Source organism: Oleiphilus sp. HI0132 (assembly GCF_001635845.1).
On record NZ_LWGJ01000003.1, the window covers coordinates 1 to 12,481 of the forward strand.

At 43.2% G+C, this 12,481-nt stretch carries 9 protein-coding genes; 4 read left to right on the forward strand and 5 right to left on the reverse strand.

The window, feature by feature from the left end; translation table 11 throughout:
• Positions 1 to 75: 75 nt before the first annotated feature.
• Both cysC and A3766_RS00130 read left to right on the forward strand, forming a co-directional pair.
• Positions 76 to 672 (forward strand): adenylyl-sulfate kinase, encoded by a 597-nt coding sequence (gene cysC, locus A3766_RS00125; protein WP_068515286.1) that lies wholly within the window; start codon positions 76 to 78, stop codon positions 670 to 672.
• Between the two features lie 79 nt (positions 673 to 751).
• Positions 752 to 3,373 carry a tetratricopeptide repeat protein gene (locus A3766_RS00130; RefSeq protein ID WP_068515276.1) on the forward strand — a complete coding sequence of 874 codons (2,622 nt, stop codon included), beginning with the start codon at positions 752 to 754 and terminating at the stop codon, positions 3,371 to 3,373.
• Between the two features lie 64 nt (positions 3,374 to 3,437).
• Here A3766_RS00130 and prsR read toward each other — a convergent pair whose 3' ends face one another.
• From prsR to A3766_RS00145, 3 genes are all read right to left on the reverse strand, one after another.
• Positions 3,438 to 4,796, reverse strand: coding sequence for a PEP-CTERM-box response regulator transcription factor (gene prsR, locus A3766_RS00135; RefSeq protein ID WP_082865148.1), 1,359 nt, complete (start codon positions 4,794 to 4,796; stop codon positions 3,438 to 3,440).
• A 51-nt stretch (positions 4,797 to 4,847) separates the two neighbouring features.
• Positions 4,848 to 6,905 (reverse strand): XrtA/PEP-CTERM system histidine kinase PrsK, encoded by a 2,058-nt coding sequence (gene prsK, locus A3766_RS00140; RefSeq protein WP_068515274.1) that lies wholly within the window; start codon positions 6,903 to 6,905, stop codon positions 4,848 to 4,850.
• A 425-nt stretch (positions 6,906 to 7,330) separates the two neighbouring features.
• Positions 7,331 to 8,146 carry a YiiX/YebB-like N1pC/P60 family cysteine hydrolase gene (locus A3766_RS00145; protein ID WP_068508906.1) on the reverse strand — a complete coding sequence of 272 codons (816 nt, stop codon included), beginning with the start codon at positions 8,144 to 8,146 and terminating at the stop codon, positions 7,331 to 7,333.
• A 178-nt stretch (positions 8,147 to 8,324) separates the two neighbouring features.
• Here A3766_RS00145 and A3766_RS00150 point away from each other — a divergent pair, with 178 nt between their 5' ends.
• On the forward strand, positions 8,325 to 8,735 hold the full coding sequence (locus A3766_RS00150; protein WP_068515273.1) for a phasin family protein: 411 nt from the start codon (positions 8,325 to 8,327) through the stop codon (positions 8,733 to 8,735).
• A gap of 28 nt (positions 8,736 to 8,763) precedes the next feature.
• On the opposite strand, the gene A3766_RS00155 is transcribed toward A3766_RS00150, so the two are convergent.
• Both A3766_RS00155 and A3766_RS00160 read right to left on the reverse strand, forming a co-directional pair.
• Positions 8,764 to 9,381 carry a TetR/AcrR family transcriptional regulator gene (locus tag A3766_RS00155; protein WP_068508108.1) on the reverse strand — a complete coding sequence of 206 codons (618 nt, stop codon included), beginning with the start codon at positions 9,379 to 9,381 and terminating at the stop codon, positions 8,764 to 8,766.
• Between the two features lie 28 nt (positions 9,382 to 9,409).
• Positions 9,410 to 10,879, reverse strand: a complete 1,470-nt coding sequence (locus A3766_RS00160; RefSeq protein WP_231875476.1) for an HD domain-containing protein — start codon at positions 10,877 to 10,879, stop codon at positions 9,410 to 9,412.
• Positions 10,880 to 11,312: 433 nt separating this feature from the next.
• Here A3766_RS00160 and A3766_RS00165 point away from each other — a divergent pair.
• Positions 11,313 to 12,481, forward strand: a 1,169-nt coding sequence (locus tag A3766_RS00165) for a PP2C family protein-serine/threonine phosphatase (RefSeq protein WP_068641432.1), incomplete at its 3' end; no start/stop codon positions are given.

The following is a 12,481-nucleotide window of genomic DNA, read 5'->3' on the forward strand; positions in this document are numbered from 1 at the left end:
AACTATATAAAAGTAACTAATAGTAACTTCGCGACCGATATTGCTCATATAAGACAACTTAAAACGACCTCAATTATGAAAAGCCCAAATATCCGCTGGCACGACCATCAAATCCAAAGAGAAGACCGTGCTAAGCAAAAACATCAAAAGCCCTGCATGATCTGGTTTACCGGCCTTAGTGGTGCAGGTAAGTCTAGTGTCGCGAATGCCTTAGATGCGATGCTCTACGAGAAAGGTAAGCATACCTACCTTTTAGACGGTGACAATGTTAGGCATGGATTGACGAAGGATCTGGGTTTTTCTGCTCAAGACCGAATTGAAAATATCAGACGAATTGGTGAGGTAGGAAAACTTTTTGTCGATGCGGGTTTGATTGTCCAGTCTGCGTTTATTTCTCCTTTTAATTCAGATCGACAAATGGTGAGAAAGCTCTTCCCTATAGGGGAGTTTATTGAGGTTTATATTTGTACTGATCTTAGTGTTTGTGAGCGGAGAGACCCGAAAGGTTTGTATAAAAAGGCGAGGGCTGGAGAGATTCGAAACTTTACGGGTATTGACTCTACATATGAAGCCCCCGAAGATCCTGAACTCGTGGTTGACGCGGGTGTTTTAAGTATAGAAGGTGCAGCAAAGGAAGTTTTTGATTACTTGGTTTTGCGTGGATATGTCTAGCAAACACTAGAATGGCTTGCTTTGAATATAGAGCTTAGCTACAGTGAAAATCTGGAATTTTAATCATAGGGTTTAAAGGATGAAGTTTAATAAAGTTGGGCGATTGTTCATATCTGCTGTATTAGTAAGTATGTTGATTGCCTGCGGAGAAACTGATCAGAAAGAGCTTAACGCGAATCATCTAGCGAGAGCTAAAGCTTATGCCGAGCAAGGTCAATATAAAGCCGCGACAATTGAATATAAAAATGCGGTGAAGAAGTCGGGTGGCGAAGCCTCTTCAATTGTTCAATATGCCGAGATGTTGATTAAATTAGGGCAATATGACGCGGCGCTTAGCTTATTGGAGCAGGTGAGTACCGACAAGGATGAAAGTTACTATGTCGCACTGGTTGAGTCTTATCAAGGTAAGCACAAGTACTTATCTGCTGAGCTTGTTCTGGATGAGCACTTAAGTGGCAATAGCGTTGAGCTTCAAATGCTTCGTGCGCATAACTTGTTAGGTTTGAACGAGCTTGAACAAGCAGTCAATGCCTATCAGAAAATTCTTAATGACGAGGCAGGGAATGACCTCGCTACCCTAGGAAAAGCAACTGCTTTAGTAAGATCTAACCAGGTAAAAGAATCGAAAGGCTTGCTTAATTCCATACCTAAGGGTGCCAAGGCTTTTAGTAAAGCAAGAATTCTATTGGCTGGTATTGCAATTGGTGAACAGAACCTGGAACAGGCCGAAGATATTCTGACCGATTTGCTTTCTACTATGGATAATACAGATATTATTGAGCCGGAAAAAGCCGTTGTATTAGAACGGCTATCTTATGTTTTGACTCGCCAAGGCCGTTCTAACGAAGCCTATATTTACACCAAACTGTTATCCGAAGCCTTCCCGGGTTCAAATGAAGTAAAAGAGAAATATCAGCTTGCGGTCGAGAAAATGCAAGCAGGCGAATTGGATGCGTCTAAAGCAACTTTGATCGAGATATTAAATGATTATCCCTCATACAAGCTAGCGACTCAGCTACTAGGTATTATTAGCTATTTGGAAGGAGATAATACCGCAGCCTCTAAATACCTTTCAGAAAGTGTTGATCCGGAAGTCGCAAATGAGATGACGCGTCACATTTATGCGGCGACGAATCTGAAAATGAATGAGCCAAAGAAAGTGCTAGAAATACTTGAGCCTACTATTGATCGCAGTAAGGCGCCCGAAACACTTGCATTGTATGGCTTAGCAGCAATATCTGATGGTCAGTACAAAAAGGGTGAGAATGCCCTTCTGAAAGCTTTGTCGTTTGATGAAAAGAATATTCGGGTTCGCCTTGCTTTGGCAGATTACTACCGTAGTGGCCCAGGAGCGAATAAAGGTAAAGAATGGCAACAGCTAGATCAATCATACAAGCTAGATAGTTCAGATCTTCAACTGTTAAGAAGCATTGTAAGTTTCCACTTGCGTCATGACGGAGCGAAGAAAGCTGAAGAATTTATCGCCAGTGCGTTGAAAGCTAAACCAAGAGATTATGCGACCAATTTAGTAGCCGGTTACTTCTCGCTGAATCAAAGGAATATATCCACAGCGTTAAAACGTTTTACTATGGCTGCAGAGGTAAACAAGGAAGGTGAAGGTTATCTAAATGCCTTGTTTGCGAAAGGAAAAGCTGAGATATCTTTAAGTAAAGGCGATTCAGCAAAGCAAACGTTTAATGAAATTATTCGGGTGTTCCCCGAAAGTGAGTTGGGTTATAAAGGTTTGCTATCTGTTTATCTTATCGAAGATCAAGGTGCCGAAGGACGTAGTAAATTAGAGTTCTTCGCAAATAGTAATGCTCAGCTAGCGCCATATTATGTACTGATTCAGGAGTCGATCTCACAGCAGAATGTATCGGATGCTAAAGCGTATCTTGAAAAAGCGAAAGCGGCTCACGGAGAAGATGGAAAAACCAAGCGTTTAGGTGATGGAATTAAGTATGTTGAAGCCTTAATTGCAATGCGTAAGAGCGATTTCGCTACGGCGCGTACCAAAGTCGCTGAGGTTCTAACGAGTGAACCGGATAATATGCGCTTATTGTCTTTTTTAGTTGATCTTGAGCTGAAGGCTGGACGTGTTAATGAGGCTGAGAAAGTACTTGGTCAAATAGAGGCTATTAATGATAGCCACCCTGTTGTGAACATATTGCGCGGTGATATTGCGCTATCCAAGAATGACTATTCAACAGCGCGTAAGCTATTGATGCAAAGCTGGGGAAATGCACCCGTAGATTCTACAGCTGAAAAACTATATCGAGTGCTAGGTGTTTTGGGTGATAAGCCTGCCCAAAACAAGTTCCTTCAAGATTGGTTGGTTAAGCTACCTAACAGTACCCCAGCGCTTATGTATCAGTCCTTAGCTTATCAGCAGCGGGGGCAACGTATAAAAGCGGTTGAAGGTTATGAAAAAGTTCTGAAAATTGCGCCCAATAACGTCATGGCTCTGAATAATCTAGGGTGGATCTATTTTGAGAAAAAAGATTCGAGGGCGTTAGAGCTGTTAGCTAAAGCTGTAGACTTAGCGCCGGAGAGTCCAGCCGTTCTTGATAGTTATGGTTGGGTACTCGTTGATAACGGGAAGGTTTCTGAAGGCTTACCTTATCTAGAGAAAGCACATAAGCTCGCTCCGGAAATGGAAGAAATTGAAGAGCATTTAAACGCTGCTCGAGCCAAGCAGTAACCCTTGAGAAAAAGCCTGCATGAAGCAGGCTTTTTTCTTACTCCTATGAGTGTAGCGAATAGGGCTATTGCTCGTGGGTATTAATTCCAAACTTTTCCGTCAGGTTATAGAGTGTCGGCCTAGTAATTCCGAGTAGTCTAGCTGCTTGCGCCATATTATTCTGTGCGGCATGAATAGCTTGTGTGATTGCCGTTTTTTCTGCTGCGTCTCTTATTTGGCGAAGATTAAGCGCCTCTTCAGTCGCACAAGCATCATTTGACAGCTCAAGGTCTGAGCTCGTGACAAGCTTATCATCAGCCATGATGACTGCCCGCTTTACTTTGTTAATAATTTCTCGAACATTACCTGGCCATTCATAGCTCTTTATTGCTCGCATCGCATCTTCGTTAAATGCTAATGTCGGACGGTTCATTTGTTGAGCGAAAGTTTTAAGCAAAGCTTGTGCAATGATAATCGCATCACCGTCACGCTCCCTGATGGGGGGGATATTGAGAGAAATTTCACTCACTCGATAATAGAGATCCTCTCTGAATAAGTTTTGGTCAATGAGTTGTTGGACATTCTGGTGGGTTGCGCAAACAACTCGAACATCTACGGGTATCGGTTTAACGCCGCCAACTCTTTCAATCACTCTTTCCTGAAGGAAGCGTAATAGCTTAACTTGAAGCGGCATCGGCATGTCGCCAATTTCATCAAGAAATAAAGTGCCGCTATCTGCGAGTTCAATCTTTCCTTGTTTGGTTTGGGTTGCGCCAGTAAAAGCACCTTTCTCGTGTCCAAATAGCTCGCTTTCAAGCAGGTTTTCAGGAATTGCTCCGCAGTTAATAGCGACAAACGGGTTATCTTGCCTTGGGCTAACTTGATGAATTGCTTTCGCGAGTACTTCTTTTCCTGTCCCGGTTTCACCTAATAAAAGGGTCGTCACATCAGCAGGTGCTATTTTTTCTATCATTCGACAGACTTCTAGCATCTTGCTGCTACTCGCTATAATGCCCGCTAAGCGTGATGAGGATGAGCCTGTTGATAGTTCTTGATTTTGCTTCTCCAGCTCATGCATGCGGAAGGCTCGATCAACAATAAATGAAAGAATATCGGCATCTAAAGGTTTTTGGAAAAAATCACTTGCGCCCAAGCCAACAGCTTTGACAGCATTTTCTTTTTCCTCCCGTCCAGTAACAACGATTACTTTTGTTGTTGGGGCTAGCCTTAGTATCTCTTCGAGCGCTTGAAAGCCTTCGCTTGAACCGCCTGGGTCTGGAGGTAGTCCAAGATCCAGTGTCACGACTTGTGGCTCTTCACGACGGAGTATGGACAACGCAGCTTCCCTGTCTGATGCGAGATGTACGTCAACGCCTTCAAAACACCAACGCATTTGGCTTTGTAGGCCAGGATCATCTTCTACAATTAAAAGTTTTCGTTTCACGTTTAATTACCCGTACAGTCTTTGAAATAGCATTGAAATTTTACCCTTGAATTAACCTTTAGCCAGAGGAATTTTTAAGGTGAAGCAGGTGCCTACTTCTATCTGGCTCGTGACGCTGATTGTGCCGCCTAGTTTTCTTAAATATTCACGGCTTTGGTACACGCCGATTCCCATACCCGTAAGGCCTTTGGTACTTTCAAAAGGCTTAAATAATTGGTTCTGAATGAACTCTTCGCTCATACCAATGCCGCTGTCTTGTATAAAAAGAAAGATATGCTCGGAAGTTTGCTTGCTGGCAATGGAGACCTCTCCTGCTTTGTCGGTCGCATCTATGGCATTTTGAACGATATGCCCTATTGCGGAACGCAGTTGTTCTTTGTCTGCATGTATCCATATTGGCTGCTCAAGTGCTTCTAAAGACGGGGATGGGCTAGATTTTTTATGACTTTGGTAGATCTCTAGCAATATTTCACCTAGCTCAACGGAAGCTTCCTCATTGTTCTGGTTTGGATTATGAATTTGCTGTAGCAGGTGATCCATTTTCTCGACTGTATGGCTTGTCGTGCGAATCATATCGTCAACAAAAGCAGGGTTGGATTTGTGCTTTTCGGCATTCTTAACGAGCAAAGATAGCTGCGCGATAATGGTCTTTATATCATGAACCAGAAAGGCAGATGCTTTATTTACCGCTTCGAACTGCATGGCAGTACCTAGCTTTTCCTGAGAGTCACTTTGAACAATGTAGCTACATGCTTGCTGAGAAACAATTTTCAACAGGTCGTAATTCTCCCAGTTTAGGTCAATCGTTGCGATGGGTTCACATAGCAAGACTAATCCGGATAGGTTTTCACCGACCCCAAGGGGCAGAATCAGCCATGGGTGCTCGAGGTGAAGCATGCTTTCCGGAATTTCGATCAGCTTATATTTGCTTGGGTCTAGCATGTATTCATCGAGGTTGATGATCCAGTCATTTTGGGTGAAGAAGGTTATTAGCTCGGAATGATGGTCGATGTCTCCGAACTTTGCATCAGGTAGGTGGTATTGTGCTTTGGGTTTGAATAAACCTTCCTCGTCTTTAATCCAGATCGCGCCCGACTGGCTCCCGACCAAGTCGCCAAGGATTTTTATCGCCTGTAGTGATGGAGGGTGGGAGGTATCTGTATCAGAAAGCGCGCGTGTACTCTTGATCCATTCGTCGCGATAGTCGTATTTATAGTCGAAAAAATTCTTACTAATAAAAACCATTATACGTGCGCGTAGAATTGGAGAGCTAATTAGAAGTATTAATGTTATTAGGCCGATTACGATAAACAGTATTCGTAGAGCTTCACCCCACGTGCCACCAAATACACTGATATAGTAGCCACCGGCAGAAATTAAGATAAGGTAGATTCCGGCGACCACCAGTGTTGTCGAATGGAAAGCCATTTGACGTGAGACGTGCATTCCGATGACTTGTTTTTGGTTGTTCATTAAAGTCAACGCGATAAAAGGAGCGGCCAGGGCATTAATTGCGCCGCGCGTTTCCCATAGTGGGGCGGATAACTCGCGAAACAAGAGTGCATCTGAATACATAAAGAAGTCGTAGCAGAACAGGGTGCCAATCGCGATGGTTAGGTATTTGATTCCGGAACGGCTATACATATTCGCGCTACGCCATACTTGTTCTAAAAGTAAAAGTGCGACGATAGAAAGTGATACCTGAAACAACAGAATCGAATAGCTGGACACCCATTGTGAGCCTGAGATACCTTGGGCCAAGGTAATAAAGACCATAGCAGCGAGCAGAGCGAGAATGGCCGAACTGAGATAAAAGCGGTCTCTGCCTTGTTGTTGGTTAGGAATGAAGCTAATCCCCAAGAGCGCGTAGAGAACGTCAAACCAGGCTGCATTGCGAATGAGTTCAAAGGTGTATCGTAGATAGAATGGCACATCAAAGCCTAAGCCTTGTGCGACCAATGCGCCCATCCATAAACTGCTTGCTAGCGCAGCAAGTAGTAAGGAACGATCAACGGATCTGCGTAAATACTTGCTAGCGATAAATACTGCGAGTAGCAGGAAGGCCAGGAGTCCAATACTATTTGAAATAGTTAAGAATGAAATATTCATTGAGCCGGTAGTGTGCCTGAACGTACTTATATTGGAGTGTTTTGAAAATCTGAACCTGATAGTACTTGATAGAATTGATAAATGAACAAAGATTCAGTCTGTTAGTTTTAGTGTAGCAGAGTCATGAGCAGAGTTATTGATTAAATCGCTTGGATTTGAGATTACCTAAGAGAAGTATGTTCTTAATTCAGGTCAAGCAAAAAAACCGGATTCGCTGGGATACGAATCCGGTAAATAGTGCGAGTAGTATCCATGAAAGTCTTTCATTGCTGATAATTGCACTTCGCTTATCAGACACTCAAAGTATTAGTCAGATCGCTCAAAAAACAAGCATTTTTTAATGATATTTTCTTCTAAGTTGGCGTGCTAACCTTTGATATGGTTTTTAGCCGACGAGAGATTAGCCTGTGCTGGAACTCCAGCACTTAGCGGTGTGGTTTGTGTTCTGAGTGAATATTGTCCGTATCCCAGGGCAATAGGCGGTAATGAGGTTGTGATTGGGCAAAATTCATAAAAGGGTATTTGATGATGTCGAAATAGGGGGAGTAATCGAAATCACTGGGGGTGCACAGTTTGGGGTTGCGTCGATAGATTTTTACTTCATGTTGCTCGCTGCGCTTGACCAAGGGAAGAATCGGATACTGAATTGAAGCAAAAGCCTCTGCGATCATTGTTGAGCAGACTGTCTTCGTTGTGGTGCCTACATGTGAGGTGAATAGGCTCGAGCGCCATTTTCGTGGCATCACTAGCCAGGGAAACAGAAAGCGTAGTAAATCGAAGATTTGGCGAATATCGTAGTCGGTACCAAGTCGGCCGACTGCGTAATTTATTACTTTTTGAGCATCGCCATAGGTTAAATCCCTAGGTCGGCAAATGCGCATATGCTCTCTATCGTAAGTTGATAGCGGCCTGACTAGCGTACCCATACCAAGTTCACTTTCGACAATGAGCTGAACGTCGGGTTGCCCGTCAAAATATTCTTTAACCTTTTGTCTTGTGGTAGGGTCTTCAATTTCATGAAGCCGGCCAATATACAGAGCGGCATGTGACCAGCAGCTTTGAGTAATGGTTTTGATGACATCACTCACTCGGCTACGACCTTCGATGAGGATTACGTCGCCAGGTTTGATTTCGTAGCGTGTGCGCTCAAAGTCACTCATAGGAATGCTGCTGGGAGGACGCTCGTGTGTCAACCAGCCTACGATTAAATCAATTAGTGCCGATTTACTTATCAAACCCATTTCATAAACCTTTTATTATCGATACTATTGGGTATAGACAATAAAGCTGCATTCAACAAAGGCTAAATTGTAAAATCTTATTAATGCAGGGCTGGTTAAACGCTAGTTACTGAATCAATACCGGGTGTATAGCGACACGATTACCCGTATTGAGTAGTCTCGAACGAGAGGGTGAAATATGTCAAAAGATATCGACCAGAGCGATGAGATCAAACAAATAAAGGATGGTGACCAGAGCTCGCAGCTATCCGAGAAAATCAAAGAGTCTGCACGTCAGATCTGGTTGGCAGGTTTAGGGGCCTACAATAAAGCTGAAGAAGATACCGGAAAGATTTTCGACAAGCTTGTAAAGGAAGGTGAGGAAATAGAAAGCCTGACCCGTGGCGTAGTAGAAAAACAGTTCAAGGCGGTAGAGGATCGTGTTGAGGATGTTAGAGAGAAAGCCAGCGGTACCTTCGGTAAGCTTGAGAGTGTTTTCGATCAGCGAGTATCATCGGCTTTGGTGCGCTTAGGGATTCCAACTAATCATCGTGTTGCGGAACTGGAACAACGTGTGTCTGAGCTTGAGGCCAAACTGGCTGAGAAATAATCGTTTGATCAATGATTAGAAGAACGGCCTACAAGTAGGCCTTTTTCAATTCGTTGAGTAGTTGGCGCTGTTCTTTATCTAAAAACGGTGCCACCAGCGAGATAACCTGATAAACGCCTCGAGCGAGCATGTCTTCAGACAAACTCTTGTTGCTCGAGACAATGCAGTAATTGATCCAGAACGTTGCCGTTAGTACGATATTCTCACACAAGGCTTCGAGCTCATCATTATTTGCTTCGATACTGCCTTGCTCTTCTAGTCCCTTCAAAATATTGAGCGTAGCTTTCCTTTTCTTTTGAATGATTTTATTGAAGCGTAGCTTGATATTGTCATGGCGACCGAGCACATGGACGATATCTTTATAAAGAAATTGGTACTTTTCAATGTGCTCGAATATCAAGTGCAGAAAGAACCATTGATCCTCGATATCTGGCGTTGTATTGGGCGCTTCCAACAGAGCTCCCATTTCATTTTCAAACCACTCAAATAAATTCGTCAGAATGTCAGTTTTACTTTTGAAGTGGTAGTAAAGGTTCCCCGGGCTTATATCAAGCTCGTCAGAAATCAATAGCGTGGTGACATTCGGTTCACCCAGCTCATTGAAAAGCTCCAGGCTTTTATGGAGTATTCGATCTCTTGTTTTCATTAAACGTCCGGGTCCTTATCGTGTAAACTTAATACGTTTCCTTGTCGACGGGATTAAGATAAAAGTGTGTAATCCTTTCGTCGGTAAATTTATCAAAAAAACGACTGGTATCCGAGATTAATTTTAAGGTCGGTGCTTGTCTTTGATGATCTGATACTAATACTTTGATGTCTTCAAAACCATCTTTGATTTTTGTGAATCGTGCAGTAATGCTAGATGAGACTAATTGCTGCTCAGGGTGACCAAATTCCTTTGATAAGAAATTTAGGTAATGAAGCTCTTCTTCTTTGCTGAGGTTGTCTCGTGTCGCTAGATAGCGCATCTTATGTCTATCCAGAATACAGGAAGAGTAAGAGTTTTTCTTAACCGAAGCGTGCTTTCGAAAAGCTTCCCAGAAATAGCTGTCTGTTAGATACTTGAAACTATCAATATTGTCCAGACTGGCGTTAACGAAGCTCGACACTTCGGGGTTTTGCATCACTTCATCAATCGCAGCGCGGAGCAGCCAGTCGAAGCCTTGAGCTGTTTTGTGCGCGTAGACTTGTCGATACATTTGGTGACGACTATAAACAAAGTCTTCTAGAGAGCTTAGGCCTTTTTCCGCAATTGCCAGACCGAACCAGTTAGTTTGTGGACACCAACCAAAATGAATATTGCTTAGCAGGTGGTCCAGGTTAAAGCCTCCAATTGTGACCGAGGAGTGAAAACCGTCGCGAAGCATGTAATCGGCGCGGTCTGCATCCAGCTCACCCGATACCAGGCTTGATAAAACATGCTGTAATTTGCTGGCGAATTCATCAGGTAAGGAGTCCGGATTATTCGCCAGGTCGCTGGGAGCAATCAGCGGCCAAAGGGCGTGAGCGTGTCGATTAAATAAATCACTTGGGGAAATTGAGGTGGTTTCCATCAGAGACAGAATATCTAAAGGTTCCAGGCTTGGTGCTTTGTTATCGATATCTTGCAGTATTTGCCAGGCAGCACGAACTGAAAAGTGCTCATGCTCGAGTATTGTTGGCGGATCTTTATAGATAGCGCTGGTGTCAATGCCTGCCCAAAGATGTTCAAAACGTCCTCCTTGAGCAAGAAGGGATTTAATAGAGGGGGTTCGATTGAATTGGTGCGAGAAGCTGCTATGTCCAACATCATGTAGAAGGCAGGCACAACGAACAAGCCTGTGAAAGTAGCTGATAGCTTCTAGTGTGTCGGTTTTTACCACTGAACGCTGTTCTTGGGAGCAGCGTTTCAGACAGTTTTCAATCATTGCGCGGAACATGCGCCCGCCAACATGCATGACACCTACGCTATGTAAAAAGCGTGAGTGAGTCGCGCCAGGAAATACGAGAGAAAGGATATCGTTCTGACAAATAAAGCGTAGTCGCTGAAATAAAGGGTGGTCCACCATGGCCACTTCGTGGCTCAAAAGAGGTATGCCACCGTGTACTGGGTCCATGATTAGCTTCTTATGCGCCCCAAGTAAATCTTCTATCAATAAATTCAAGCAGCGTAGCCCCAATTGTTAATTAGTGTGAATACTCTAATGAATGAGAATAGTCTCAAGGTATATTTTGATAAAAAGAGTATGTTAATACTTAGCTTTTATGCAGAAGTATATTAATTCTTTAATTACTTTAGCATGCTTGTGCAGGTTTAATCAGTTTAAGTGAAATCGTTAGGAATTTGGCGTATCGCACGGTAAGTCTGTGATCTTTAGCCAGTCCCGGTGAAAAAATGAAATTATTCTCGGTTTTGGTTAGACGTGTATTCAGCTTGTCCTATACTCGAATTATTAAATTAACCTTGATGCCGCGCCAGGCATAGTATGTCGGGTGCCTTAAAGCTTAGCCGCTGTATATCAAGCGTTATAAAAAGGCTGTGATTAATTAGTGAGTATTGTATTGACCTTATTAAATAATGTTTGGCAGGTATAGATCATGGATCAGCTAGCTGAACATATTCTGGTGCTAGACCCTCATAAAGAGGACTTGTTACGCTTGGCAGATTATCTGTGTGCCAAGGGCTATCAAGTAAAAACTGCATCAACGATCGATAACGCAAACGAGTTATTGGCAAGTACTTCAGTAGATTTGGTGTTTGCTGATGTAACCAATGCCGATATTGCTCACTTATCATTGGGTCAGGCTGATAGTTACCTTATCCCTTTGGTTGTTGTATCGGAAACGCCAAACTCTGGTGATGTGGTCGCGTGTTTAAGAGCAGGTGCTTCGGACTACATTCTAAAACCTGTCAATGACTATATTAATGTTGATCATGTGATCGATAGAATCCTAGAGAAGGTTCGTTTAAGTAAGCATAATAAGCATTTACAGAAAGAGCTTGAAGAAGGCTATAAGAAACTGAGCGCGGGTCTCCAGGAATTGAGGGCTGACCAAAAAGCCGGCTTGCAAATTCAAAAGAAAATGCTGCCAAAAAATGAAAAGAAAGTGAACGATATTTTCTTTGAGCATCGAGTGATGCCATCTTTGTACTTAAGCGGCGATTTCTTAGACTATTTTAATCTTGACGATCATCGTAGCTTATTTTATTTTGCCGACGTTTCTGGTCATGGTGCATCGTCTGCATTTGTGACGGTATTGCTGAAAAACCTGACGATGCGTTTAAAGCGTAACTTTAAACGCGGCTCTAGTGATGAGATTTCGTGTCCGAATGATTTCTTGAAGCGTGTTAATCTTGAGCTGTTGGCAAGTGATTTGGGAAAGCATGTAACGATGTTTGCAGGTATTCTCGATGAGAAAAACCAGGAATTACGATATTCGGTAGGAGGGCATTTCCCTATGCCAGTATATTGTGAGCAAGGGCGGGCAGAGTATTTAGAAGGTAAAGGAATGGCCGTTGGTTTATTTCCTGAGCCAGAATTCGAAGTCTACCATCGGAAAATTACACCGGAATTTCGAATCACGGTATTTTCTGACGGTATTCTCGAGGTGATGCCCGGCGAGACTTTGAATGATAAGGAACAGCTACTACTGGACGTTGTAGCAGAAAACAGGGCGGGTGTAGCGGAGCTATTCTCTTCCTTAGGCTTGGACGACTTAAAAGAAATACCTGATGATATTGCCTTTCTTTCGGTGAGTGCAGTCAG